29 protein-coding genes are annotated in these 25,831 nt (G+C 60.0%); 21 read left to right on the plus strand and 8 right to left on the minus strand.

The window, feature by feature from the left end; all coding sequences use genetic code 11:
• The first annotated feature begins 71 nt into the window (after nt 1–71).
• The 6 genes from ACB035_RS11605 (at nt 72) to ACB035_RS11630 (ending at nt 6,780) form a co-directional block, all read left to right on the plus strand.
• Complete coding sequence (locus ACB035_RS11605; protein WP_064341337.1) at nt 72–1,001, plus strand: ROK family protein; 930 nt, start codon at nt 72–74, stop codon at nt 999–1,001.
• A 60-nt stretch (nt 1,002–1,061) separates the two neighbouring features.
• Nucleotides 1,062–2,072: an erythrose-4-phosphate dehydrogenase gene (epd, locus tag ACB035_RS11610; RefSeq protein WP_005335438.1), complete on the plus strand. Its 1,011-nt coding sequence runs from the start codon at nt 1,062–1,064 to the stop codon at nt 2,070–2,072.
• Between the two features lie 61 nt (nt 2,073–2,133).
• Nucleotides 2,134–3,297: a phosphoglycerate kinase gene (locus ACB035_RS11615; RefSeq protein WP_005335436.1), complete on the plus strand. Its 1,164-nt coding sequence runs from the start codon at nt 2,134–2,136 to the stop codon at nt 3,295–3,297.
• A gap of 115 nt (nt 3,298–3,412) precedes the next feature.
• Nucleotides 3,413–4,492: a class II fructose-bisphosphate aldolase gene (fbaA, locus tag ACB035_RS11620; RefSeq protein WP_005335434.1), complete on the plus strand. Its 1,080-nt coding sequence runs from the start codon at nt 3,413–3,415 to the stop codon at nt 4,490–4,492.
• A 159-nt stretch (nt 4,493–4,651) separates the two neighbouring features.
• A complete protein-coding gene (locus ACB035_RS11625; RefSeq protein ID WP_371167330.1) occupies nt 4,652–5,956 on the plus strand; it encodes an NAD(P)/FAD-dependent oxidoreductase in 1,305 nt (434 codons plus the stop codon).
• A 236-nt stretch (nt 5,957–6,192) separates the two neighbouring features.
• Complete coding sequence (locus tag ACB035_RS11630; protein ID WP_371167331.1) at nt 6,193–6,780, plus strand: hypothetical protein; 588 nt, start codon at nt 6,193–6,195, stop codon at nt 6,778–6,780.
• Between the two features lie 54 nt (nt 6,781–6,834).
• On the opposite strand, the gene ACB035_RS11635 is transcribed toward ACB035_RS11630, so the two are convergent.
• The 4 genes from ACB035_RS11635 to cutA all read right to left on the minus strand — a co-directional run bounded on the left by ACB035_RS11635 (nt 6,835) and on the right by cutA (nt 9,913).
• Nucleotides 6,835–7,248: a hypothetical protein gene (locus ACB035_RS11635; protein WP_159144292.1), complete on the minus strand. Its 414-nt coding sequence runs from the start codon at nt 7,246–7,248 to the stop codon at nt 6,835–6,837.
• Between the two features lie 70 nt (nt 7,249–7,318).
• Nucleotides 7,319–7,810 (minus strand): N-acetyltransferase, encoded by a 492-nt coding sequence (locus tag ACB035_RS11640; RefSeq protein ID WP_064335563.1) that lies wholly within the window; start codon nt 7,808–7,810, stop codon nt 7,319–7,321.
• A complete protein-coding gene (locus ACB035_RS11645) occupies nt 7,800–9,599 on the minus strand; it encodes a protein-disulfide reductase DsbD (RefSeq protein ID WP_371167332.1) in 1,800 nt (599 codons plus the stop codon). Before ACB035_RS11645 ends, ACB035_RS11640 begins: the two co-directional genes overlap by 11 nt.
• Entirely contained in the window at nt 9,596–9,913 is a 318-nt protein-coding gene (gene cutA, locus ACB035_RS11650) for a divalent-cation tolerance protein CutA (protein ID WP_279466050.1), read from the minus strand. Before cutA ends, ACB035_RS11645 begins: the two co-directional genes overlap by 4 nt.
• A 244-nt stretch (nt 9,914–10,157) precedes the next feature.
• Between cutA and ACB035_RS11655 the strand changes: the two genes are divergently transcribed.
• A complete protein-coding gene (locus ACB035_RS11655) occupies nt 10,158–10,514 on the plus strand; it encodes a hypothetical protein (protein WP_069556186.1) in 357 nt (118 codons plus the stop codon).
• Nucleotides 10,515–10,676: 162 nt separating this feature from the next.
• On the opposite strand, the gene ACB035_RS11660 is transcribed toward ACB035_RS11655, so the two are convergent.
• Nucleotides 10,677–11,123: a PACE efflux transporter gene (locus tag ACB035_RS11660; protein WP_160881322.1), complete on the minus strand. Its 447-nt coding sequence runs from the start codon at nt 11,121–11,123 to the stop codon at nt 10,677–10,679.
• 125 nt (nt 11,124–11,248) lie between these two features.
• Here ACB035_RS11660 and ACB035_RS11665 point away from each other — a divergent pair, with 125 nt between their 5' ends.
• Complete coding sequence (locus tag ACB035_RS11665) at nt 11,249–12,130, plus strand: LysR family transcriptional regulator (RefSeq protein WP_042080104.1); 882 nt, start codon at nt 11,249–11,251, stop codon at nt 12,128–12,130.
• A 6-nt stretch (nt 12,131–12,136) separates the two neighbouring features.
• Here the strand turns inward: ACB035_RS11665 and ygfZ are convergent, their stop codons facing one another.
• Nucleotides 12,137–13,045 carry a tRNA-modifying protein YgfZ gene (gene ygfZ / locus ACB035_RS11670; RefSeq protein WP_371167333.1) on the minus strand — a complete coding sequence of 303 codons (909 nt, stop codon included), beginning with the start codon at nt 13,043–13,045 and terminating at the stop codon, nt 12,137–12,139.
• Nucleotides 13,046–13,156: 111 nt separating this feature from the next.
• Here ygfZ and ACB035_RS11675 point away from each other — a divergent pair, with 111 nt between their 5' ends.
• Entirely contained in the window at nt 13,157–13,426 is a 270-nt protein-coding gene (locus tag ACB035_RS11675; protein ID WP_005335417.1) for a succinate dehydrogenase assembly factor 2, read from the plus strand.
• 19 nt (nt 13,427–13,445) lie between these two features.
• Nucleotides 13,446–13,838, plus strand: a complete 393-nt coding sequence (locus ACB035_RS11680) for a protein YgfX (protein ID WP_371167334.1) — start codon at nt 13,446–13,448, stop codon at nt 13,836–13,838.
• A 155-nt stretch (nt 13,839–13,993) separates the two neighbouring features.
• Here the strand turns inward: ACB035_RS11680 and nadB are convergent, their stop codons facing one another.
• Nucleotides 13,994–15,601, minus strand: coding sequence for an L-aspartate oxidase (nadB, locus tag ACB035_RS11685; RefSeq protein ID WP_371167335.1), 1,608 nt, complete (start codon nt 15,599–15,601; stop codon nt 13,994–13,996).
• A gap of 182 nt (nt 15,602–15,783) precedes the next feature.
• Between nadB and rpoE the strand changes: the two genes are divergently transcribed.
• From rpoE to cysQ, 11 genes are all read left to right on the plus strand, one after another.
• Nucleotides 15,784–16,365, plus strand: a complete 582-nt coding sequence (gene rpoE / locus ACB035_RS11690) for an RNA polymerase sigma factor RpoE (protein ID WP_005335411.1) — start codon at nt 15,784–15,786, stop codon at nt 16,363–16,365.
• 22 nt (nt 16,366–16,387) lie between these two features.
• Nucleotides 16,388–16,990 carry an RseA family anti-sigma factor gene (locus ACB035_RS11695; protein ID WP_129503376.1) on the plus strand — a complete coding sequence of 201 codons (603 nt, stop codon included), beginning with the start codon at nt 16,388–16,390 and terminating at the stop codon, nt 16,988–16,990.
• 21 nt (nt 16,991–17,011) lie between these two features.
• Nucleotides 17,012–17,992, plus strand: a complete 981-nt coding sequence (locus tag ACB035_RS11700) for a MucB/RseB C-terminal domain-containing protein (protein WP_005335407.1) — start codon at nt 17,012–17,014, stop codon at nt 17,990–17,992.
• 93 nt (nt 17,993–18,085) lie between these two features.
• Nucleotides 18,086–18,547, plus strand: a complete 462-nt coding sequence (locus tag ACB035_RS11705; protein WP_040068038.1) for a SoxR reducing system RseC family protein — start codon at nt 18,086–18,088, stop codon at nt 18,545–18,547.
• Nucleotides 18,548–18,663: 116 nt separating this feature from the next.
• Nucleotides 18,664–20,457 carry a translation elongation factor 4 gene (lepA, locus tag ACB035_RS11710; RefSeq protein WP_005335396.1) on the plus strand — a complete coding sequence of 598 codons (1,794 nt, stop codon included), beginning with the start codon at nt 18,664–18,666 and terminating at the stop codon, nt 20,455–20,457.
• Between the two features lie 3 nt (nt 20,458–20,460).
• A complete protein-coding gene (lepB, locus tag ACB035_RS11715; protein ID WP_371167336.1) occupies nt 20,461–21,384 on the plus strand; it encodes a signal peptidase I in 924 nt (307 codons plus the stop codon).
• Nucleotides 21,385–22,056, plus strand: a complete 672-nt coding sequence (gene rnc, locus ACB035_RS11720) for a ribonuclease III (protein WP_005335394.1) — start codon at nt 21,385–21,387, stop codon at nt 22,054–22,056. It begins immediately after the preceding gene.
• Nucleotides 22,053–22,952, plus strand: a complete 900-nt coding sequence (gene era, locus ACB035_RS11725) for a GTPase Era (protein WP_005335393.1) — start codon at nt 22,053–22,055, stop codon at nt 22,950–22,952. Before rnc ends, era begins: the two co-directional genes overlap by 4 nt.
• Nucleotides 22,953–23,663: a DNA repair protein RecO gene (gene recO / locus ACB035_RS11730; protein ID WP_371167337.1), complete on the plus strand. Its 711-nt coding sequence runs from the start codon at nt 22,953–22,955 to the stop codon at nt 23,661–23,663.
• 84 nt (nt 23,664–23,747) lie between these two features.
• Nucleotides 23,748–24,485 carry a pyridoxine 5'-phosphate synthase gene (gene pdxJ / locus ACB035_RS11735; RefSeq protein WP_005340919.1) on the plus strand — a complete coding sequence of 246 codons (738 nt, stop codon included), beginning with the start codon at nt 23,748–23,750 and terminating at the stop codon, nt 24,483–24,485.
• A 198-nt stretch (nt 24,486–24,683) separates the two neighbouring features.
• The gene (gene cysQ / locus ACB035_RS11740; protein ID WP_371167338.1) at nt 24,684–25,451 is read left to right on the plus strand and encodes a 3'(2'),5'-bisphosphate nucleotidase CysQ; all 768 of its coding nucleotides are present in this window, start codon (nt 24,684–24,686) and stop codon (nt 25,449–25,451) included.
• A gap of 79 nt (nt 25,452–25,530) precedes the next feature.
• On the opposite strand, the gene ACB035_RS11745 is transcribed toward cysQ, so the two are convergent.
• Nucleotides 25,531–25,827 carry a YciI family protein gene (locus ACB035_RS11745; protein WP_371167339.1) on the minus strand — a complete coding sequence of 99 codons (297 nt, stop codon included), beginning with the start codon at nt 25,825–25,827 and terminating at the stop codon, nt 25,531–25,533.
• Between the last annotated feature and the right edge of the window lie 4 nt (nt 25,828–25,831).

A 25,831-nucleotide genomic window follows, 5' to 3' on the forward strand; every position in this document is an offset into this window, starting at 1 on the left:
CGTCAGGCCCCGTTTTACATTAAAAAATGGCGCCGCGATGACGAGAGCGTGGCGGCCGTGCAGGAGGCAAGATGAGCAGCAAGTCACTGGATTGGGGTATCGATCTTGGCGGTACCAAGTGTGAATGCGTGGTGCTGGATGGCGACGAGGTGCTGCTGCGCCACCGCATCCCCACCGAGCGGGCCGGCGGTTATGACCATATGATCGGCCAGATCGCCAAACTGGTAGCTGAGTGTGCCGAGAAGATTGGCCAGCGCCCGACCGTCATCGGCATGGGCACGCCGGGGGCGCGGGATCCGCAGACCGGCCTGATGAAGAACTGCAATACCACCGAGCTCAACGGCAAGCCGTTCAAGGAGGATCTGGAGCGCAAGCTGGGCGTGCCGGTGCTGATCGCCAACGACGCCAACTGCTTTGCGCTGGCAGAAACCCATCTCGGTGCAGTGCGCCAGCACCATCCCGATGCGAAAGTGGTGTTCGGCATCATCATGGGCACCGGGGTCGGCTCCGGCATCGTCATCAACGGCCAGATCCTCAACGGTCACCACGGCATCGCCGGTGAGTGGGGCCACAACGTGCTTTCCCCTGATGGCCCTGAGTGCTACTGCGGCAAGCGTGGCTGCGTCGAGACCCTGATCAGCGGCCCGGCGCTGGAGGCCTGGTACGAGGCCAAGGCCAAGCGTCGCCTCTCGCTCGCTCAAATCGCGGCGGCCACCGCCCACGATCATGTGGCCAGGCTCACCATCGACCGGCTGCACCTGCTGTTTGGTCAGGCGCTGGCCAATGTGGTCAATATTCTCGACCCGGATGTGATCGTCATCGGTGGCGGGGTGGGCAATGTGCAGAGCCTTTACAGCGCCGGACGACAGACAATTTTACCCTTCCTCTTTAATCCCCGTTTCAGTGCCCCCATTATTGCTCCAGCCCTAGGTGACAGTGCCGGGGTATTCGGGGCGGCACTGCTGGCCCGCGGTGAATTCAAGGAGGCCCTGCTGTCGTAGCCGGGGCTCCCGGGCGGCCGGTGCGCCGCCTTGTTGCTGGTTCAAGGAAACGGATTCTCGATGATCAAGATTGCCATCAATGGTTACGGGCGGATCGGTCGCAACGTGTTGCGAGCCCTCTATGAAAGCGGGCGCGACAAGACCATCAAGATCGTCGCCATCAACGAGCTGGCGGCCCCCGAGGCCATGGTGCACCTGACCCGTTACGATACCAGTCACGGTCGCTTCCACCATCCGGTGCAACTGGCGGGCAACAGCATGCTGGTGGGGGAGGATCTCATCTCCCTGTTTGCCGAGCGGGATCCGTCAAAGCTGCCGTGGCGGGCGCTGGGGGTGGACGTGGTGCTCGATTGCACCGGGGTATTTGGCTCGCGGGCCGATGCCGAGCTGCATCTGGCGGCGGGGGCGGGCAAGGTGCTCTTCTCCCATCCGGCGGATGCGGATGTGGATGCCACCGTGGTCTACGGGGTCAACCATCATACCCTCACCGGAGCGGAGCGGATTGTCTCCAACGCCTCCTGTACCACCAACTGCGTGGTGCCGGTGATTGAAACATTGCATCGAGAATTCGAGATAAATTGTGGTACTATTACGACAATTCATTCGGCCATGCATGATCAGCAAGTCATCGATGCCTACCACAGTGACTTGCGCCGAACCCGCGCTGCCAGTCAGTCCATCATTCCGGTGGACACCAAGCTGGCAAAGGGGCTGGAGCGTATCCTGCCCCACTTTGCCGGCAAGTTCGAGGCGATCGCGGTGCGGGTGCCGACCATCAATGTAACAGCGATGGATCTCAGTATTACTGTTCGTAAAAAAGTGACAGTTACTGACGTAAATCAAGCCCTGCAACGGGCATCCAGAGGTACATTACACGGTATTCTGGATTACACGGAAGAACCGCTGGTCTCCGTAGACTTCAATCATGATGCACACTCCTGCATCATTGATGGTACCCAGACCCGGGTGAGCGATGCCAACCTCGTCAAGATGTTGATGTGGTGCGATAACGAATGGGGCTTCGCAAACCGGATGCTGGATACCACCCGGGCCATGATGGCCGCAGGCTGAGCCTGCCCCGGGCGAAAGGTTACTGTTTTTAACATTACCTGGAAAATATAGAGGACTGAATATGTCTGTTATCAAGATGACTGACCTGGATCTGGCGGGTAAACGCGTTCTGATCCGTGCTGACCTGAACGTACCGGTAAAAGACGGCAAGGTCACCTCCGATGCACGTATCGTTGCGACTCTGCCGACCATCAAGCTGGCTCTGGAAAAGGGCGCCAAGCTGATGATCACCTCCCACCTGGGTCGTCCGACCGAGGGTGAATACAACGAAGAATTCTCCCTGGCTCCGGTTGTCAACTATCTGAAAGACGCTCTGTCCTGCCCGGTTCGCCTGGCCAAGGATTACCTGGATGGCGTAGAAGTCGCTGCCGGTGAGCTGGTTGTGCTGGAAAACTGCCGTTTCAACAAAGGCGAGAAGAAGAACACCGAAGAGCTGGCCAAAAAATACGCCGCCCTGTGTGACGTCTTTGTAATGGATGCGTTCGGTACTGCTCACCGCGCCGAAGGCTCCACCTACGGTGTAGCCCAGTTCGCTCCGGTCGCTTGTGCCGGCCCGCTGCTGGCTGGTGAACTGGAAGCGCTGGGCAAAGCCATGCTGAAGCCCGAGCGCCCGATGGTTGCCATCGTTGGCGGCTCCAAGGTCTCCACCAAGCTGACCGTTCTGGAATCCCTCTCCAAAATTGCTGACCAGCTGGTTGTCGGTGGTGGCATCGCCAACACCTTCATCGCTGCTGCCGGTCACAACGTCGGCAAGTCCCTGTGCGAGCACGACCTGATCGACACCGCCAAGAAACTGGCTGCCGAGACCAACATTCCTGTGACCACCGACGTGGTTGTCGGTGCCGAGTTCTCCGAGTCCACTCCGGCGACCATCAAGTCCGTATCTGACGTGACCGACGGCGACATGATCTTCGACATCGGCCCGGATTCTGCCAAGGCCCTGGCTGACATCATCATGAACGCCAAGACCATCCTGTGGAACGGCCCGGTCGGTGTGTTCGAGTTCGACCAGTTCGCCGAAGGCACCAAGGTTATCGCTGAAGCCATCGCTGCTTCTCCGGCCTTCTCCATCGCTGGCGGTGGCGATACCCTGGCAGCCATCGACAAGTTCGGCATCGCTGACAAAGTCTCCTACATCTCCACTGGCGGCGGCGCCTTCCTGGAGTTCGTAGAAGGCAAGGTACTGCCGGCTGTTGCGATTCTGGAACAGCGCGCCAAAGCCTAATTGACCCGGAACGGGGGGCAAAAGCCTCCCGTTTCGTTTATCATGTGCCCGCTGTGCCGGTTCATGATGAACCCCCCATTTTTTATTAACGGCATACGAGACAGGACGATTAAACATGTCTAAGAAAATTTTCGACTTCGTAAAACCCGGCGTGATCACTGGTGATGACGTTCAGAAAGTGTTCGCCATCGCTAAAGAGAACGGCTTTGCTCTGCCGGCCGTAAACTGCGTTGGTACCGACTCCGTTAACGCCGTACTGGAAGCTGCCGCCAAGGTTAAAGCGCCGGTTATCGTTCAGTTCTCCAACGGTGGTGCCGTGTTCACCGCCGGTAAGGGTCTGAAGCTGGAAGGTCAGAAAGCTGCCATCCTGGGTGCCATCTCTGGTGCCAAGCACGTTCACGCTGTTGCCGAAGCCTACGGCGTGCCGGTAATCCTGCACACCGACCACGCTGCCAAGAAGCTGCTGCCGTGGATCGACGGTCTGCTGGAAGCGGGCGAGAAGCACTTTGCTGAAACCGGCAAGCCGCTGTTCTCCTCCCACATGCTGGATCTGTCTGAAGAGTCTCTGGAAGAGAACATCGACATCTGCTGCGAGTACCTGACCCGCATGGCCAAGATGAACATGACTCTGGAGCTGGAACTGGGTTGCACCGGTGGCGAAGAAGACGGCGTTGACAACAGCCACATGGATCAGTCCGCTCTGTACACCCAGCCGGAAGATGTTGCTTACGCTTACGAGCGTCTGTCCAAGATCAGCCCGCGTTTCACCATCGCTGCCTCCTTCGGCAACGTACACGGTGTATACAAGCCGGGTAACGTCAAGCTGACCCCGTCCATCCTGGACGCTTCCCAGAAGTACGTTTCCGAGAAGTTCGGTATTCCAGCCAAGTCTCTGGACTTCGTATTCCACGGTGGTTCAGGTTCCACTCTGGAAGAGATCCGCGAGTCCATCTCCTACGGCGTAGTGAAGATGAACATCGACACCGACACCCAGTGGGCAACTTGGGAAGGTCTGCTGAACTTCTACAAGAAGAACGAAGCTTACCTGCAAGGCCAGCTGGGCAACCCGGAAGGTGCCGACAAGCCGAACAAGAAGTACTACGATCCGCGCGTATGGCTGCGTGAAGGTCAGACTTCCATGATCGCTCGTCTGGAGAAAGCATTCTCCGACCTGAACGCCATCGACGTACTGTAATTCGTTACAGCACCTTGATTGCATGAAAAGGCGCCCTTCGGGGCGCCTTTTGCATTTCTGTGATCCGCACCGGTTGGTGAGTGGAGGAGGAACTGGGTATTATCGAAACAACTTTGCTTATTTTATTAAACAATTTGCAACCAAGGCAGGATGCTGAGTATGCAGGCAGGAAAGCACAACGGATATCAGGAGCACGTCGCCTCCTACTACGCGGCCACCCGCAACGACTCGGAACAGTGGCCCGAGCTGGAGGGGGAGCACAAGGCTGACGTCTGCATCATCGGCGGCGGCTTTACCGGTCTCAATACCGCTATCAATCTGGCTGATGCCGGTTACAAGGTCGCCTTGCTGGAGGCCAACCGTATCGGCTGGGGCGCCTCCGGGCGCAACGGCGGTCAGCTTATTCGCGGTATCGGCCACGATACCAGCCAGTTTGCCCGCTGGATTGGCGAGCAAGGAGTGCGCGAGCTCGATTTGATGGGGCTGGAGGCGGTGCAGCTGGTGCGCGAGCGGGTCGAGCGTTTCAATATCGACTGCGATCTCACCTGGGGTTACTGTGACCTGGCCACCCGTCAACGCCATCTGATCGGCTTCGAGGAGGAGCTCGACCATCTGGCGAGCCTCGGCTATGAGCACGAGCTAAAGTTGGTCCCGCGTGAAGATATCCATAGCGTGGTGGGATCGGATCGCTATATCGGCGGCCTCATCGACATGGGCTCCGGCCACCTGCATCCTCTCAATCTTGCGCTCGGCGAGGCGCGCGCCGCCGCCAGCCTCGGGGTTTCCCTGTTTGAACACTCCAGAGTGACCCATATCGAGTACGGCAAGCAGGTGGAGGTGACCACCGCCCACGGCCGGGTCACTGCCGATTATCTTGTGATCGGCTGCAACGCCTATCTCAACGACCTCAATCCGGAGCTGGGCGGGCGGGTGCTGCCCGCGGGCTCCTACATCCTCGCCACCGAAGTGCTGGATCGCCGTTTGCGCCAGCGATTGCTGCCGCAAAACATGGCGGTGTGCGATCAGAATGTGGCGCTCGACTATTACCGCCTTTCCGCCGACGGCCGCCTGCTGTTTGGCGGCGCCTGCAACTACTCCGGCCGGGATCCTCGCGATATCAAGGCCTTTATGTTGCCTAAGCTGCTGCGGGTCTTCCCCGAGCTCGCTGGCACTGCCATCGAGTTTCAGTGGGGAGGCATGATCGGGATCGGCGCCAACCGGCTGCCGCAGATTGGCCGTCTCAAGGAACACCCCAACGTGCTCTACGCCCAGGCCTATTCGGGTCACGGCCTCAATGCCACCCATATGGCGGGCAAGCTGGTGGCCGAGGCGATCCGCGGCGAGAGCAGGGGTTTCGATCTCTTCGCCAGTGTGCCTCACATCACTTTCCCAGGTGGCCCAGCGCTGCGCTCTCCGCTGTTGGCACTGGGTATGCTGTGGCACCGGATGAAGGATATCTTCTGACCCCCATTGTCAGCCTGTGCAGTGATGGCTGAACTAAGCCCCCTTGCCAGCCCTTGTTTATAGCGGGTTGGCACTATCGTTCCGCCTGATAGACCAAAAGATGCGTTCGCGCCAATTTCGTCCGGTTGGCGCTATCTTTTAGGTGTGAGAGCGGTTATCTGCCAAGGGACAAGGGTTTGTCAGATTGCCGGAATAGTTGCCGAGAAAGAGCCGAAGACGGGGGGAGGAGGGCCAAGATGGAGATAAATGTGGTCGCGTCAGGCGGGCTCAGCCCGCTGGCGCAACGGCAGGGTTCTCCCGCTGTGCAGGCACAGGAGCGGGCTGCAACTTCACCATCAACGGGCAGTGACAGCCTGGTGCGCGACCTTGGCGCAGTGCTGGATGAGCTGGGGCTGTCACCGCAAGGGGAGAGCAGTGGCGGTGGCACTGTTTCAATCAGGGACTCGCTGGAAGCGTTCATCAACACCATGATGGGCTCCCTGCAACAGCAGCAGGAGCAACAGTTGGCATTGCAGCAACAACAGCGACAAGAGCAGGAACAGCGCAAACTCGCCATCGCCGACAGCAGCGAGAACCCGCTCAGGCGGGATCTGGATCGCCTGCTGGAGACGCTGGATCAACAGGGCAAGCAGGGACAAGAGAGCGAGCAGGAAGTCGAAGCTGAGGCGGTGAACCCCTTGCAGAGCCAGCTGACCAAGCTGCTGGAGAGCAGTGGTGCGGCAGAGAGCGGGGTCACCCTCAAGGAGGTGCTGTCAGGATTGGCCAGCAAGCTGCCGAACGAACCTGCCGAGCGAAAAGGGTATCGGGTCGATACCCAGGTTTGAGCTGGTTGGCAACGGCAGGAGAGTCGTTGCAGAGCATAAGGGGCGGAAAGCCCTTTATTGGGCCGGTTCAGCCAGCCGCCACCCCTGTTCGTCCTTCATCATCCACACCTCTGCCTCTTGCGGCAGCACCTGGCCCGCCTCGAACTCGCCATATTTGCGCTCGAGATCCATCAGACCCATCTCCTGCTGGAAGGGGCCAACCCGGTCGTAGACCAGGTCCTCGTCGTGCAACACCTGCAACTGATCGAGCCCCTGCTTGAAGTGGAGCTGGTAACTCACCTTGACCAGATAGACCCCCTCCATCCGCTCCTCCTTGCCGAGGATGGTGAAGTCGCTGATATCGAACAGGTTGGCGTCTGTCTCGGCCAGCAGCTTGGCGGTGACCTGCTGGCGGATATCCTCTTCACCGGGCCCTGCACTGCAGCCATAAAGCCAGAGGGCTAGCAGGGGGATGAACCACTTTTTCATCAAAACTCCGGACAAGTGCAAAACGAGAGGGGCGATTGTGCCACGCGAATGCGCGGCGGCAAACCTCGGCTCACGGTTCCAGTGAACGTTCCAGCACGATGGCCTCGGCCCGATAACCAGCCAGCTCGCGGCGATAGCACTCGGTGAAGCCTCTGCGCAGCCAGAAGGATAGAGCACTCTCATTGCTGGCAATCACTGACAGGCGAAGCCGGGTAGCCCCCCATGAGCTTGCCAGCGTGCAGGCGTGAAGATAGAGCGACTGACCACGGCCACTCCCTTGCCAGGGTTCCCCCACCAGTAACAGACCCAGATAGGCGGTGTCTGGATTGGGGTAGCCGCGCAGCAGATCAATGACAGCGGTGAGTTCTCCCTGCTCCCAGCGGCCGATGAGATGTTTGTCGGAGAGAGGCAGGCCGGATGGGCAGGCGACAAGTTCCTCTTCTCCTGCCTGTGCAGAGAGAGGATCATTGCTAACCGCCGCCTGATAGGAGGGGGCCTGCTCGAACAGCCTCTGCAAGGCAGGTGCATCGCTTGTCTGCAGCCGACGCAACTCAGTGTGCATCACTTACCATCTCGAGATGTTTGGCAAAGGGGATAGGCCCCATAAAACCGGTGACCCGCTGCCCTGTCAGCTCCTTGCCCTCGCGGTCGAAGAAGATGAGGGTCGGCAGCCCCAGCACATTGAGGCCGTTGAGCAGCTCGATATCGGCATCGTCGTTGGCGGTAACATCCGCCTGCAGCAGCATCATCTGGCCGAAGTGCTCCCGCACCGCGGGATCGCTGAAGGTCTTGTGCTCGAACTCCTTGCAGGCGACGCACCAGTCGGCGTAGAGGTCGAGCAGCACCGGTTTGCCGCGGGCGGCGGCCAGCTGCATCTTGAGATCATCCAGCGTCTTGATGCGGATAAACTGCGGCGCCGTTTGACTGGCATCCGCCGTGACGGCAGCAGGGGGGGCCGGTTGCAGCAGATCCTTGCCCACTACCACGGCGCTGATCATCGCCAACAACAGCACGAAGCCGCGCACGCTTTTGGCCACCGAGTGGGGTTGGTGCTGGTTGTGGTGATAGAGGTAGCCGCACAACAGCAGCCCCCAGCCGAGCCAGGCGAGAGTGGCAATCTGATCGCTCCAGAGCCGTGACAGCAGCAGGATCGGCACTGCCAGCAGGGCAAAACCAAACAGCTGCTTGATCACATCCATCCAGGCGCCCGCTTTGGGCAGTAGCTTGCCACCCGAGGTGCCTAGCAGCAGCAGCGGTAGCCCCATCCCCAGTGACAGCGTATAGAGTGCCGCCCCGCCGAGCCAGAGATCGCCGCTCTGGGCCACGTAGATCAGCGCCCCCGAGAGCGGCGCCGTAGTGCAGGGGGAGCAGACCAGCCCGGAGATCATCCCCATGATGGCGACCCCGACCACAGAACCACCCTGCTGGCGGTTGGAGAGGCCGGAGAGCCGGGTCTGCAAACTGCTCGGCAGTTGCAGGGTGTAGAGGCCGAACATGGAGAGGGCCAGCAGCACGAACATCACCGAGAGGCCGATCAGCACATAGGGGTGTTGCAGCGCCGCCTGGAATTTCAGCCCTGCCGAGGCCACTACCAGCCCCAGCAGGGTGTAGGTGACCGCCATCCCCTGCACATAGACCAGAGAGAGCAGGAAGGCGCGACCGGTAGAGAGGCGATGGCCGGCACCGGCGATGATGCCGGTCAGAATGGGATACATGGGGAAGACGCAGGGGGTGAAGGCGAGCCCCAGCCCCAGCGCGAAGAAGGCGACGATGCTGAGCCAGAACCCCTGATGTCCGAGGGCGGCGGCCAGCTGGTCCTGCTGGCTAACCGGTGCGACGCTTTGTGCCGTTTCAGCAGTGGACGCTGTGGTTGCCGTGACCAGCGGGGCCACATCGATCAGCTTGTCGGTCGGTGGATAGCAGAGGCCGTCGGTACAGCCCTGATAGCGCACCCGCAGGGCGGCATTTTCCCCCACCTCCTTTAGCGGCACCGCGATGCTCACCTGCTGGTAGTAGACCCGGGTCTTGCCGAAGAAGTCATCCTCGTGCTCGGTGCCTTCTGGCAGGGTCGGCTCGCTGAAGGTGAGGTTGTTCCCCTTGAAGCGCAGGCTGTGGCGATAGAGGTAGTAATCGTCGGCTATATGGAGGGTCAGCAGCAGCTGATCGCCACGCTGTTCGCTATCGATCTGAAAGGCCTCATCGACCTGCAAAAATTTGGGTTTGGCGTTGGCCTCAATGCCCAGCGAGCTGAGCAGATCGGCGCCGCTGGCGTGGGCTGGGGAGCTGCCCACCGCTGTCGTCAACAGGGCACAGAGCAGCAGCAGGGGAGAGAGCAAGCGGTTGAATGTCATGAGGTCTCCCCATTGAGCCAGTCGAGGTAGGCGGGCAGGCCGGCGCTCACCGGCAGGGCCAGCAGCTCGGGCACCTCATAGGGGTGATGGGCCAGAATGCACGCCTGCAGCTCGGCAAAGCGCGACTGGCGGGATTTGATGATGAGCTGGATCTCGGTGGCGCGCTCCACCTTGCCTTGCCAACGATAGACGGAGGTCATGCCCGGTAGTTGATTGATGCAGGCGGCCAGCCGCTGGTTTAGCAGCTGCTCGCAGAGAAGGTCGGCACTGGTTTGATCTGGGCAGGTGCAGAGCACCACAATGGCGTCGGTCATAAAGCGGATCTTCACCTCGTTGGGGTAAACCGGGCAGGCGCCCTTGCCGTCTCATCCCTTTCTGCGGATGAAGGTGAAAAAAGCGCCTGAAAATCAGCGGCTACTATACCCCAGAGCCGCTTCAAATAGCATCTGTAGCCATTTGTGAGCTAGCGCCAAAAATTTGTGGGGGGCATGAGATAGACGCTGTCATGGGGACAGGGCAGAATGAGCGAGCTTGTTCCCAATTGACGTAAGGAAATGTATGACCCAACAGAATGAGCAGCAGAGAAACCGCATGTTGAGCCTGCTGCGCGAAGGTGAGCGCCGCATGTTGGTTCAATTGGCCGGGCTGCTGCGCACGACCGCCGATGAAATCAATGCCGAGCTGGAGAAAGAGGAGCTGATGGCCACCCTGGAGCAGCCCATCACGGTGGAGTATCTCAACGGTGTGGTGCAGCACCATCTGTTCGAGCGCAAACACAAGGGAGATATGGCGGTTGCCCAGCAGATCCTGAGCGATTATCAGAGCGAGCTGGAAGCGCTGCAGGTAGCTCAGGCCCAGCCTGAAGAGGCTGCCGCTGCCGACGAGAGCGGCGAAGAACTCAAGGCCCAGGCTTGAGCGACGGGCAGGTCTGAATCCTTACCTCTGAATCAGCCGGCCTGCCAGCGCTGATCCCTCTTGCGGCCCCATCATGTCTGCCATGGTGGGGCCGTGTCGTTTCTTCTGCTGCCTTCCCTTGTTGACCTTCACTTCTCGGTTTCAATCCAACTGATTCGTGCCTTAGCGCGCCTCTTGTGGCATGCCGTGCGGCACTTCGCGGGGGATGGGGAACACCTTGTCATAGCCCCAGTTGTAGACGAAGGCATAGATCAGATAGAAGACGACGAAGCCCAGATCCAGCACCAGCGCCTCCAGCAGGCTGACGCTCAGCCACCAGGACATGACCGGCAGCGCGACGATCAGCAGACCGCCCTCAAAGCCGAAAGTATGCAGCACCCGTTGCCACAGGGTCTTGTGGGTATGGCCCTGATAGCGCAGCAGCAGCTTGTCGACCCCGATGTTGTAGATGTAGTTCCAGACGGTGGCCAGCACCGAGAAGAACAGTGCCAGCGGGCCCATATGGTTGAGCCCGACCCCGGTAACCCAGCTGGCCAGCGGGGCGGCAATCAGCAGGCCAATGAATTCAAAGCCAATGGCATGGCGCAGGCGATCGTTACGGGTACGCATAAGTCACTCTCTCAATCAGGTTCATTCACGAATTGCTGGTTAATCTATAGATCTTTAGCGATAGATTAATGTTGGTATCCATCGCTAAAATAGATGGATGAGAGGGCTTGCCGGAGGGCCATAAGATGACGCCATCACTGGAACAACTGAGGATCTTGCTGGCGGCCGCCGAAACCGGCTCGTTTTCCGCTGCCGCCCGCAAGCTGGGCAAGGCGCAGTCGGTAGTGAGCAGCGCTATCGCCAATCTGGAGATCGATCTGGCGCTCACCCTGTTTGACCGCAGCGGCCGCTATCCGCAGCTGACAGAGGCGGGGGCCCGCATGGTGCAGGAGGCGGGGATCCTGCTGGCGCAGAGTGAACGATTGCAATCCATTGCAGGGGAGCTGGCGGCCGGGGTGGAGACGCGCCTCACTCTGGCCATCGATGATGACTCCCACCTCCCCTGGCTCGGCACCCTGCTGGAGGAGTTCGCCACTCGCTACCCGACCGTGGAGCTGGAGCTGCTCTTCCCGCTGATGGAAGATGTGACCGAGATGCTGGTGACTGGGCGGGCCCAGCTTGGCATCAGTTATCAGAAGGTGCATCCCCAGCGGGAGATCGTCGCCCGTTCGCTGGGGGAGGTGACCATGCCGCTGGTGGTGTCACCGGATCATCCGCTGGCCCGCAAGCAGCCGCTGCGGGAGGTCGATCTGCAGGGGGCACGTCAGCTGATGGTCACCGGCCGACGGGAAGGGAGCGAGCGTCAGCGGTTTCGCATTTCGGCTCAGGTGTGGTGGGTCGAGGGGGATCTCGGGGTGCTGGAGCTGGTCAAGCGGGGCCTTGGCTGGTCCGCCATTCCGGAATTTCTGCTGCATCAGCCGCTGAAGCGGGGTGAAGTTGTTGTGTTGGAGCCGGACTTTATCGCCAGCCACGCGCTGGCGCTGGAACTGCAGTGGCATCGCGCCCGCCCGCTGGGGCAGGCGGGGCGCTGGCTGAAGGAGGCACTGCTGGCGCGCGTGCCTCGCTAGCCGACCTTACTCGGTCAGGGCGTAAGGCAGGGGTTGCAGGGTGAGGCGGGAGCATTCGTCCTGCTTGAGGCGGAATAGGGCGTCAGCCTCGGTATCTTTCGGCAGTACGGCGGTGAGCCACACCTGCCCGGCCTGTTGCCAGGCGTTGAGCACCATGCCGCTGCGGCGCCAGTTGTCACCCAGTTGCAGCTCCAGGGTATCGCCGCTGGCGACCGGCTCGCCGGTAGTCCCCGCCAGCAGGAACAGGGCGCGGTTGTTGGCGCCGCGATACTTGGCGCGGGCTACCGTCTCCTGCCCCATGTAGCAGCCCTTGTTGAAGCTGATGCCGTCCAGTGCCTGCAGGTTGAGCATCTGCGGGATGAACTCCCCCTGATGCACCGCTTCCATGTGTGGCAGGCCCGCCTTGATCTCGAGCCCCCACCAGAGTGACTCGTCACCTTGCGGCAGGGCGTCGGCTTGCTGATTGCTCACCAGCAGCCAGCGATCCTGCTCAATCTTCACCGCCATGCCGCCGTCGATAAGACCGCTCTGCTCAAGGCCGAACTGGGCAGTGATCCAGCCATCGCTGCCCGTACCGGCGATCCCGGTGGCGTGGCGTTCGTCTGCGGCGATCTCGACCTTGGAGAAGACGGCAAATTTCTTCAGCTCCGGCAGCTGACGTTCCAACACTGAAGGGCTGGTCAGCAGCAGCAGGCTGTCGTCGAGGCAGAGCAGGCGGAAATTGCTCCACAGCTTGCCCTTGGGATCACAGTGGCCGCCCGGGGTCTGTTGCCCCGGTTGCAGGGCGTTGACATCACAGGTGACCTGACCTTGCAGATATTTGACGCGATCCTGGCCGCTGATACGGGTGATGGCCAGCTTGGTCAGGGAGAAGCGGGTCGGCTCGGCAGGAAAAACAGGTGGTTGCAGGCTCACGATGGTATTCCAGAGAGAAAGTATGTGAGCTGCATGGTAAAGACGTAACTAATGTTTGTCAGCCGGAAAATCCAGCTGGTACCATCCCCCGGTCTTTGTAAGGAGAGTGCCATGTTGAGCCCAGTTGAAAAATCCCGCCTGAAGTGGGCCTGCCGTCGCGGTATGCTCGAGCTGGATGTGATCTTTATGCCCTTTTTCGAACACGAGTTCGACTCCCTGAGCGAAGCCGATCAGCAGACCTTTATCCGCCTGCTGGCGAGCGACGATCCGGATCTGTTCAAATGGTGCATGGGTCATGGTGTCCCTGCCGATCCCGCATTTGCCGCCATGATCCCGATGATCCTGGAGCGCAATCAGGCGCGCCACGACCGCCAGGGGTAATACCGTGGAGCGGGTGATCATGACGGTTCACCCCTCCCGCCATCAGCAATGTTTGCTGGTGGCCCTCTTTTTGTTGCTGCTCTGGCCGGTGGCTGGCCTGATTGCCGGTTGGCAGTGGGCACTGTTGCTGCCCGTCTGGTTGGTGTCGCTCTGGCTGAGCTGGCGTGCGCTCGCCGCGCCCCCGTTCGAGCTCGTCTGGGATGGCCAGTGGCTACAGTGGCAAGGTCGTCGCTATCAGCTAGACAAGAAAAGCCGCATTCTGCCCGGTGTGCTCAGGCTGGCGCTTTGTCCCGATCCGCAAGAGAGTGGAGCCGTGTCGCCACGGCAACTGTGGCTCTTCTCCGATGCCCTTCCCCCCGAACATTACCGCCTGCTGGCGCGAGCCATCCACTTTCTGCCGTCCCGGCGCTGACGCCTGCTTTCCGTGATGACCATGCGCTGATTTATCGCGATAAGCTGTTGCCATGTGGCTGGCGACACTCTTTTTGTGGCTGAAAAGCGGTTGAAAACAAGTGACCCCGCCGGGGCGGGGTCACTGATTGCTGTAACGTTTTGCGGGAAGGGGGATTAATCCCGCTCCGGGGTCAGCACGGTCGGTTTGGAGTCCGGTAGCATATCCGGATAATCCAGGTTGTAGTGCAAGCCGCGAGACTCCTTGCGCTGCAGGGCGCAGTTGACGATAAGTTCGGCCACCTGCAGCAGGTTGCGCAGCTCCAGCAGGTTGTTGGAGACGCGGAAGTTGGCGTAGTACTCCTGCACCTCCTGCTTGAGCAGGTCGATGCGGCGCTTGGCGCGGGCCAGGCGTTTGTTGGTACGCACTATCCCCACGTAGTCCCACATCATCAACCGCAGCTCGTGCCAGTTGTGCTGGATCACCACCAGTTCGTCGGAATCTTCCACCTTGCTCTCGTCCCACACCGGCAGGCGCGGCGGCTCCACGCTCATCGGCAGCTTGGCCAGAATGTCGGCCCCCGCCTGATGGGCATAAACCACGCATTCCAGCAGGGAGTTGGAGGCCATGCGGTTGGCGCCGTGCAGACCGGTGTAGGTCACTTCACCGATGGCGTAGAGGCCGGGAATATCGGTCTGGCCGTTGTTGTCGATCATCACGCCGCCGCAGGTGTAGTGGGCGGCAGGGACGATGGGCATCGCCTCCTTGGTGATGTCGATACCGACCGCAAGGCAGCGCTCATAAATGGTCGGGAAGTGCTTGATGATGAAATCGGCCGGTTTGTGACTGATGTCCAGATACATGCAATCCGCCCCGAGCCGCTTCATCTCGTGGTCGATGGCGCGGGCGACAATATCGCGCGGTGCCAGCTCGGCCCGCTCGTCGAACTCCGGCATAAAGCGGCTGCCGTCCGGGCGGCGCAGATAGGCCCCCTCGCCACGCAGCGCTTCGGTCAGCAGGAAGTTGGGGTCGTCCGGGTGGAACAGGCTGGTGGGGTGGAACTGGTTGAACTCCAGGTTCGCCACCCGGCAACCGGCCCGCCATGCCATGGCGATGCCATCGCCAGAGCTCACATCCGGGTTGGAGGTGTACTGGTAGACCTTGGAGGCTCCGCCGGTGGCCAGTGCCACGAAACGGGCACGGATCACCTCGACCTGCTCGGCGTTGCGGTTCCAGACGTAGGCGCCCAGTACCTTGTTGCCCGGCAGGTTGAGCTTGCGGGTGGTGATGAGATCGACCGCGTTGAAGCGCTCCATCAGCTGGATATTGGGGTGGGCGCGCACCTGATCGATCAGGGTTAGTTGCACCGCCTTGCCGGTGGCATCCGCCGCGTGGAAGATGCGGCGATGGCTGTGGCCCCCTTCGCGGGTGAGGTGGTACTGGGATTCACCGTCGGCGTTCTCCTCCTGATCGAAGGGGACCCCTTGCTGAATGAGCCACTGGATGGACTCGCGGGCGTGGCGAGCGGTGAACTCGACCACTGCCGGGTCACACAACCCGGCGCCCGCGTTGAGCGTGTCGCTCACGTGGGATTCAATGCTGTCGGTTTCGTCGAAAACGGCAGCGATGCCTCCTTGCGCATAGAAAGTGGCCCCTTCACTGATGGGCCCCTTGCTCAGAACCAGGACTTTGGCGTGGTCTGCCAATCGCAACGCGAGGGACAAACCAGCGGCACCGCTGCCAATGATCAGTACATCGCAAAGGTATTCAACACTTGCTTTCATAAGTATCATTGGCCTGGATTAAGAACTGGCACCATGGTAGCCCAAGCGAGGGCGAGGATGCAGCCTGCATCACATTTTTTTCAATTGAAGCGAACTTTCTCTGATTCTCCCTGTCTGAACTTGTGCGCTTAGGAAGGGCCGGAAAAGAAAAACGATAACCTGATGGGGGTTTTACGGCTCTGATGAGCGACCAGAATCTACTGGACGAACAGCTGGTTGAACGGGTCCAGCGCGGCGATAAAGCAGCTTTCAACCTGTTGGTAAAAAAATACCAGCATAAGGTGGTCAACCTGGTTGCCAGGTATGTCAACAATCCCGGTGATGTGCCCGATGTGGCGCAAGAGGCCTTTATAAAAGCCTACCGTGCATTGCCGACATTCCGTGGCGAAAGTGCTTTTTACACCTGGTTGTACCGAATTGCCGTGAACACGGCGAAGAATTATCTCACCTCCCAAGGGCGCAGGCCGCCCAGCAGTGATGTGGAGGCTGACGAAGCGGAGTCTTATGGTGGTGGTGAAGCCTTGCAAGAGGTCTCAACCCCCGAAAACCTGGCGCTGACTGACGAGATCAAACGCACCGTGTTTTCAGCCATAGAGGCATTGCCGGAAGACCTGAGGACAGCTATCACCCTTCGCGAACTGGAAGGGCTGAGCTACGAAGAGATTGCCGAAATCATGGATTGCCCAGTGGGTACGGTCAGATCCCGTATCTTCCGGGCGAGGGAAGCAATCGATAAAAAGCTGCAACCTCTGATCGAGAATTAACTGGGGAAAGACGGGTTAACTTATGGCAAATAAAGAGCAAATCTCTGCCCTGATGGATGGTGACCTGAGTGACGCAGAGGTACTGAACGAGCTGGAGATGGACTCCGACTTGCAAGATACCTGGGGTCGTTACCACCTGATCGGCGATGCCATGCGGGGTGACCTGCCGGTCAATCTGCAACTGGATCTCAGTGACAGCATCATGGCTGCGCTGGAGGATGAGCCCACCATACTGGCACCCAAGCCGGTTGAGGTTCTGCCTGTGCTGCAACCTGTCGTTGCACCGGTCAAGACAGATGCCAATGTGGTTCCGTTGTTCCGCCGGGTCGGTCAGCAACTGGGTCAATATGCCATTGCGGCATCCGTGGCCGCTGCCGTTATCTTCGGGGTGCAGCAGTATCAGGGACATGATGGCGTTCCGGCCAATCCGGTGCTCAATACCATTCCAATCGGTGGCAGTGCGGCACCGGTGAGTGTTCATTATCCGCAACAGGATGGTGCCCGCGCCCGTCAGCAGGGGCTGACCGAACAGCAGATGCAGGAGCAGCGGGAGCGGATCAATGCCTTCCTGCGTGACCACCAGTTGCAGCAGCGCCTGTTGCAAGACAGACAGATCCAACAATAACGAATTGTCAGGGATACAAACGTGCGCCAGTCCAGCCGTATTTTGCTGGCCTCTCTCCTGCTGATCAGTGCCAAGGCCTCGGCCGACGATAAGTCGGCCGAGGCCTTGTTGCAGCAGATGCAGAGTGCCGTGCAGCAACAGAATTTCGAGTTGTCCATGGTCAAGGCCCGTCAGGGGCGTCTTGAACCGATCCGGATCAGCCATGCCGTCATCAACGGCAAGGAAGTTGCCCACCTCAGTTACCTCGACGGCAAGGCGATCGAGTATCTCCAGCGCCAGAACGAATACACCTTCTTTGAAAACAGCCACGATCCCTACACCCTGAAGGATGCCCGCTTCCCCGGCATCTGGTCGACCCTGGTGAAGATGCCGCTGGCGCAGGTGCTGGAGAGCTATGATCCTGTGCTGGCCGGCCGCAGCCGGGTCGCCGGTGTGGTGGCACAGGTGGTGAGGCTGGTGCCTAAAGAGGCCGATAAATATGGTTTCGTGCTCTGGATTGACGAGCAGAGCCACTTGCTGTTGCGGATCGACATGGTCGAGCGGGAAGGCAATCTGGTGGAGCAGGTACTTGGTGTCGAACTGGATCTGCAGAGCAAACCGGCCCCCTGGCTGGTGAAGCTGGCCAACAGCAAGCAGCCTCCGGCGCTGGCGCTGGAGGATGCCTATCCAGCGCCGCAACAGCAGTTGAACTGGCAGATCACCTGGTTGCCCGATGGCTTCAAGGTGCTGTCGCAAGACCGGCACCAGCTGGTGACCACCAGTATGCCGGTGGATTACATGATGCTCTCCGACGGGCTGGTGGATCTCTCGGTCTATGTCTCCCGGGTGGATCCCAAGCAGGCGGTGCGCCAGCAGCTGATCCGCCAGGGGGCGACCTCGCTGGTGAGCTATGTCAACGAGGTGGGGGTCGAGATCACCGTGGTCGGCGAGGTGCCTGCCGAAACCGCCAAGCGCATCGCCGAATCGGTCCAGCCGCTGGCCCGCAACGAAGCGGTGCAGTAACGGGGGATGCGGGGTTGTTCCCCGCTTGCCGAGCGTGGCGAGTCGTGGTCAGATCCCCTGATTGTGTGAACCCGAGGTGTTGCCGTGAATGAGATGAGTGAAGAGCTGGCGACCGTGGTGGCCATTGAGGGTGACCATGCCTGGGTGGAGTGCGAGCGTCGCTCCGCCTGTAGTGGTTGTCAGCAGCAGTCCAACTGCGGTACCGGCACCGTGGCCAAGGCATTTCCCCTGAAAGCTCCCCGCTTGCGGGTCAGGCTGACCGCCGAGGTGCGGGTTGGCCAGCAAGTGAGGCTCGGTATCCCGCAGGAGAGTCTGCTGCGCGGGGCGGCGCTGGTCTATGTGCTGCCGCTTTTCTGCCTGTTGGCCGGCGCCTTGCTGGGGCAGCTCTGGCTGGCACCGCTGCTCTCGGGCGGGGAGGGGATTACCATTCTCTGCTGCCTGCTGGGGGGCGTGCTGGGCTTTTTACTGGTTCGTTACTTTTCCAACCGCCTGGATCAGGGGCGTTACGGCCCGCAGATGCTCGGCGTTGTCGTCCCTGTCCGCATCCTCCCCTGACTGAACAGGCGCTATTTCACTGGCGCTGGCGACTAAAGAATGGCCGTCAGCCGGGTTATCCAGTAAAATCGCGCCTCCATAACTGACCTTAACTAATTTTGAGTGACTCTTGCTCGATGAAACACATTCGTAACTTTTCGATTATTGCGCACATCGACCACGGTAAATCGACCTTGTCGGACCGTCTGATCCAGACTTGCGGTGGCTTGTCCGACCGCGAGATGCAGGCTCAGGTGCTTGACTCCATGGATCTGGAGCGCGAGCGCGGCATTACCATCAAAGCACAGAGTGTGACCCTGAACTACCAGGCACAAGACGGTAACACCTACCAGCTGAACTTTATCGACACCCCGGGCCACGTGGATTTCTCCTACGAGGTCTCCCGCTCTTTGGCGGCCTGTGAAGGGGCGCTGCTGGTGGTGGATGCCGGCCAGGGGGTTGAGGCACAGACTCTGGCCAACTGCTATACCGCCATGGAAATGGATCTGGAAGTGGTGCCGGTGCTGAACAAGATTGACCTGCCGGCTGCAGAGCCGGAGCGGGTTGCCGAGGAGATCGAAGACATCGTCGGTATCGATGCGGTCGATGCGGTGCGCTGCTCCGCCAAGACCGGTCTGGGTGTTGATCTGGTGCTGGAAGAGATCGTTGCCAAGATCCCGGCACCGGAAGGTGACCCGGATGCCCCGCTGCAGGCGCTGATCATCGACTCCTGGTTCGACTCCTATCTGGGTGTTGTCTCTTTGGTGCGGATCAAGAACGGTTCCCTGAAGAAGAACGACAAGATCAAGGTGATGAGCACCGGTCAGGTGTGGGGGGTCGATCGTATCGGTATCTTCACACCCAAGCAGGTGGATACCCAGGGTCTGGGTTGCGGCGAGGTAGGTTGGGTTGTCTGCGGTATCAAGGACATCCACGGCGCGCCGGTGGGCGATACCCTGACTCAGGCCAAGAACGGTGCCGACAAGGCGCTGGCTGGCTTCAAGAAGGTGAAGCCGCAGGTTTATGCGGGTCTGTTCCCCATCTCCAGCGATGACTACGAGTCGTTCCGTGACGCCCTCGACAAGCTCTCCCTGAACGATGCCTCCCTGTTCTTCGAACCGGAGAGCTCCACTGCGCTGGGCTTCGGCTTCCGTTGCGGCTTCCTCGGCATGCTGCACATGGAGATCATTCAGGAGCGTCTGGAGCGTGAATACGATCTGGATCTGATCACCACGGCGCCGACCGTAGTCTACGAGATCGAGCTGACCGACGGCTCCACCATCCATATCGACAGCCCGGCCCAGATGCCCGCCATCACCAGCATCAAGGAGATGCGCGAGCCGATCGCCGAGTGTCATATCCTGCTGCCGCAGGAGTACATGGGCAACGTGATCACCCTCTGTATCGAGAAGCGTGGCGTGCAGACCAACATGGTCTACCACGGCAAGCAGGTGGCGCTGACCTATGAAATCCCGATGGCAGAAGTGGTGCTCGACTTCTTCGACCGTCTGAAATCCACCAGTCGCGGTTACGCCTCGCTGGACTACGGCTTCAAGCGTTTCGAAACCTCCGACATGGTCCGTCTGGACATCATGATCAACGGTGAGCGCGTCGATGCCCTGGCTATCATCACCCACAAGGACAACGCCCAGTATCGCGGTCGTCAGGTGGTGGAGAAGATGCGCGAGCTGATCCCGCGCCAGATGTTCGATATCGCCATTCAGGCGGCCATCGGCAACCAGATCATCGCTCGCAGCACCGTCAAGGCTCTGCGTAAAGACGTAACCGCCAAGTGTTATGGTGGTGACGTGAGTCGTAAGAAGAAACTGCTGAACAAGCAGAAAGAAGGTAAGAAGCGGATGAAGTCCCTCGGCCGTGTCGACGTGCCGCAGGAAGCCTTCCTCGCGATTCTCCACGTCGGAAAGGATTAATAGATGGCAAGCACGTTTTCCCTGATCCTGGTGGTGGTCTGCGCGATCACCGGTGTTATCTGGTGTCTGGACAAGATGATTTGGTCCAAGCAGCGCGCCGCCAAGATTGCCGTGGCTCGTGCCCATGGCGGTGCCCACCTGGATGAGAAGACCCTGGCCAAGGTCGCCCCCGTGCCGGTCTGGATTGAACAGACCGCCGGGGTCTTCCCGGTCATCACCTTTGTGCTGATCCTGCGTTCGTTCATTTTTGAACCGTTCCAGATCCCGTCAGGTTCCATGATGCCCACCCTGCTGGTGGGCGACTTCATCCTGGTGGAAAAATTTGCCTATGGTTTGCGGGACCCGGTGACCAACACCAAGTTCCTCGAGACTGGCGAGCCCAAACGTGGCGACGTGGTGGTGTTCAAGTATCCCCTTGAACCGCGCGTTGACTACATCAAGCGGGTGGTCGGCATGCCGGGTGATCGGGTCATCTATCGCAACAAGGAGCTGATGATCCGGCCCAAGTGCGAGGAGCAGGAAGGGAAAACGTGCCCGGGCTTCAAGAAGCTCGACGTCAAGTTTGAACAAAGAGGCGAATTTACCCAGATGGGGATCCCCCTTGACCGCTATACCGAGAAGTTGGGTGATGTCTCCCACGAGACCCTGCGCAATCCGCTGATGCCCGATATGGTTGGCCGTTACTATCGCCAGCCCGGCACCTACCCCGACGAGTGGGTGGTACCGGAAGGCCAGTATTTTGTGATGGGCGACAACCGCGACAACAGCACCGACAGCCGCTTCTGGGGCTTTGTGCCCGAACAGAATCTGGTCGGCAAGGCGGTCGCTATCTGGATAAGTTTTGAATTCGAGCGCGAAGAAGGCTCCCTGCTGCCAAGTTGGGTACCGACAGGTGTGCGCTTCAACCGCATTGGCGGAATCAAGTAAATGAATATCAAGATGAACAGACTGCAGTCCCGTCTCGGGCATGTTTTTGCGGATCTGGAACTGCTGACCCGGGCGCTGACTCACCGCAGCGCCGGTTCCCGTCACAATGAACGACTGGAATTTCTGGGTGACTCGATTTTGAGTCTGGTGATTGCCGACGATCTGTTCCACCGTTTCCCGCAAGCGGCGGAAGGGGATCTCAGCCGGATGCGCGCCACCTTGGTGCGCGAGAAGACCCTGGCCGAACTGGGCCGGGAGTTTGATCTCGGGGATCACCTGATCCTCGGCCCCGGCGAACTCAAGAGCGGCGGTTTTCGCCGCGAATCCATTCTGGCCGACACGGTCGAGGCGGTGATCGGTGCCGTCTATCTGGATACCAATCTTGAGACGGTGCGGACACTGCTGCTGAGCTGGTATGCCAGCCGCTTGGAAGAGATCAAGCCGGGCATCGAGCAGAAAGATCCCAAGACCCGTCTGCAAGAAATTTTGCAGGGAAGCCGCAAATCCCTGCCGACCTACACCGTGACCAACGTCAAGGGCGAGGCCCACAACCAGGAGTTCACCGTCCAGTGTGACGTGGAAGGTCTGGATGGTCCCCTCGTCGGGGTCGGCACCAGCCGTCGCAAGGCCGAACAGGCCGCGGCGCAGCAAGCATTGGAAAAACTGTCATGACAGATACCACCTACTGCGGCTTTGTCGCCATCGTGGGCCGCCCCAACGTGGGCAAGTCCACCCTGCTCAACAAGCTGCTTGGCCAGAAGGTCAGCATCACCTCGAAGAAGCCCCAGACCACCCGTCACCGGATTTTGGGGATCGATACCGAGGATAACTACCAGACCATCTATGTGGATACCCCGGGTCTGCACATTGAAGAGAAACGGGCCATCAACCGCCTGATGAACCGTGCCGCCACCAGTTCGCTGGGGGATGTGGCCATGGTGGTGTTCATGGTCGACGGTACCCACTGGACCAAAGACGACGAGATGGTGCTGGGCAAGCTGCGCAATCTCAAGTGCCCTGTGGTGCTGGCGGTCAACAAGATCGACAACGTCAAAGAGAAAGAAGATCTGCTGCCCCACCTCGAGTGGCTGGGCCAACAGATGAACTTCGCCCATATTCTGCCCATCAGTGCCGAAAAGGGCACCAACGTGGAGAAGATCCGCGAGTGGGCCAAGGATCTGCTGCCGGAAAACGTCCACTTCTTCCCGGAAGATTACGTGACTGACCGCTCCTCCCGCTTTATGGCCTCCGAAATCATCCGCGAGAAGCTGATGCGCTTCACCGGTGAGGAGCTGCCCTACTCGGTGACGGTGGAGATCGAGCGCTTCAAGGTGGAAGAGAACGGCCTCTACCACATCCACGGCCTGATCCTGGTCGAGCGCGATGGCCAGAAGAAGATGGTCATCGGCAACAAGGGCGAGAAGATCAAGACCATCGGCACCGAAGCACGCCTCGATATGGAACGTCTGTTCCAGAACAAGGTGCACCTGGAGCTGTGGGTCAAGGTCAAGTCGGGCTGGGCTGATGATGAGCGCGCCCTGCGCAGCCTCGGGTATGGCGACGACTGATTGCTGACCCCGGCTTTCGTCATCCACAGTCGGCCCTATCGGGAGACCAGCCAGCTGGTCGAGGTCTTCACCCAGGATAGTGGCCGATTTACTCTGGTGGCTCGCGGTTCTCGCGGGCCACGCTCCCCTCTCAAGGGGCTGCTGCAACCCTTTACCCTGCTCACCATCGCCTGGCGCGGCAAGGGCGATCTCAAGAACCTCACCCAGGTCGAATGCCCCGACCACTCCCTGCGTCTTGGTGGCGATCGCCTCTTCTACGGCCTCTATCTCAACGAGCTGGTCTACTACCTGCTGGAAGCGCACACCCCGTTCCCCGAAGTATTCGATGCCTATGCCCGTGCCATCATGGCGCTGGCCGATGGCGAGACGCCGGAGCTGCCGCTGCGCCGCTTCGAGTTCCTGCTGTTGCAGGCGCTCGGCTATGCGGTGGATTTCGAATACACGGCGGACGACGAGTCGCCCATCGAGCCGACCCTGCTCTATGGCTTCGAGCGTGAATTGGGCTTTGTTGCTTGCGAGCGGGCGCCGGATCCCCGTACCCTGTTTCTCGGTGCCCACCTGCTCGCCTTTGCCGAGGGACGTTTCGATACCCCTCCCTTGCTGCAGGCGGCCAAACGTTTCAGCCGACTGGCACTGCAACCCTATCTGGGCAAGCGTCAGCTAAAGAGTCGGGAGCTGTTTTTAAAACGCAAAGCCAGTACGCAAGGCTGACACAGATTACAGACATACGGATATTGGCGCGGTGTGATTCGCTGACCGCGCAGTCAACAGATGAAGCCTTTCAAGGAGTTCTCAATGAGTGAAATCTATCTGGGTGTGAACATCGACCATATCGCCACCCTGCGCAACGCCCGTGGCACCCAGTATCCGGATCCGGTACAGGCCGCGTTCGTGGCCGAACAGGCCGGGGCCGATGGCATTACCGTGCATCTGCGTGAAGATCGCCGCCACATCACCGACCGCGATGTGGAGATCCTGCGCCAGACTATCCAGACCAGAATGAACCTGGAGATGGCAGTGACCGAAGAGATGATCGGCATCGCCTGCCGCATCAAGCCCCACTTCGTCTGTCTGGTGCCGGAGAAGCGCACCGAAGTGACCACCGAGGGCGGTCTGGACGTGGCCGGTCAGCTGGCCAAGGTGACTGACGCCGTTGCCCGCCTCTCTGCTGTGGGTGCCCAGGTATCCCTCTTTATCGATGCCGATCCCATCCAGATCGATGCGGCTGCCGAGAGTGGCGCCCCCTTTATCGAGATCCATACCGGCCGTTACGCCGATGCAACTACCGATGCTGAGCGCAACGCCGAGTTCAAGCGTATCGCCGCCGGCGCCTCCTATGCCGCTGGCAAGGGCTTGAAGGTCAATGCTGGCCACGGCTTGCACTACCACAACGTCAAAGCCATCGCCGCCATCCCCGAGCTCTATGAGCTCAATATTGGCCACGCCATCATCGGCCGCGCCGCCTTCGATGGTCTGGCCAAAGCCGTGAGCGACATGCGCCTGCTGATGCAGGAAGCCCGTCAGGGGATCTGACTCACCAGACCGGCGGCCTGAGACCGGCAGCCAAAAATAACAAGGGACGCCACGGCGTCCTTTGTTGTTTTTATGTCAATTAATGCGGGGCTAATGAGTTGGCGGCACCCGCGCAGTAATAACCCAGTACAATCGGCTATAAGCATTTGATGTCAAAAGGGTTACACTGGTTGACCCTGTGAGCTGGACGAGAATGTTATGGATCATCCCTTGTACCACCCCGATATCACCGAACTTGAACCTGTCGCCCGCGCGGCGGGAGCGGCCATCATGGCCATCTATAGCCAGCCCTTCGCGGTGGAGTACAAGAGCGACGAGAGCCCGCTCACGGCGGCCGACAAGGGGGCTCATGAGGTGATAGTGCAGGCGTTGGCACGGCTGACTCCTGATATCCCTGTGCTGTCGGAGGAGTCAGGGTCCGAGGTGATGGCGGCCCGTCACGGCTGGTCACGCTACTGGCTGGTGGACCCACTCGATGGCACCAAGGAGTTTGTCTCCCGCAACGGCGAGTTCACCGTCAATATCGCGCTGATTGAAGAGGGGGCACCGCGTTGGGGACTGGTCTATGCGCCGGTGCTGGACCAGCTCTGGTATGGCGGCAAGGGGCTCGGGGCCTGGCGCATTGCCGATGGCAAGCGAGAGTCCATCCAGACCCGGCCTCATCGTGAAGGCGAGGCGTGGCGAGTGGTGGGCAGTCGCAACCACCTGTCGCAGGAGACCCTCGATTTCTTGGCTCCTTTTGGCGAGATCGAGCTGGTCTCCATGGGTAGCTCCCTCAAGTTCTGCATCATTGCCGAGGGGGGCGCCGAGCTCTATCCGCGCCTCGCACCTACCTGCGAGTGGGATACCGGTGCTGCACAGGCTGTGCTGGAGGGGGCGGGGGGCAGCGTCACCCAGCTCGATGGCTCATCCCTTGCCTACAACAAGCCCGATATCCTCAATCCCTGGTTTGTCGCCAGGGCGTAAGCCTGATATCGGGATGCAAAAAGGCCGGACTGGAGTGAACTTCCAGTCCGGCCTTTTTTATTTCGCTATTCGCTTCGGGTCAGAAGACCTTTTTGAACGGCTTGATGGTCACCTTGGCGTAAACACCGGCGGTCACATAAGGGTCGGCATCAGCCCAGGATTTGGCGTCAGCTTGCGAGGCAAACTCGGCGATGACGGTGCTGCCGGTAAAGCCCGCATCGGCCGGATCCTCAGCATCGATAGCCGGGTTGGGGCCAGCGGTCAGCAGGCGACCTTCATCCTGCAGCGCTTGCAGCCGGGCCAAGTGGGCAGGACGAACCTGCTTGCGCAGTGGCAGGCTATCGGGGACATCTTCGGAGTAGATGAGATACCACATGAGA

Origin of the sequence: Aeromonas sp. S12(2024) (assembly GCF_041402305.1) — a bacterium.
Taxonomy (GTDB): Bacteria; Pseudomonadota; Gammaproteobacteria; order Enterobacterales; family Aeromonadaceae; genus Aeromonas; species Aeromonas veronii.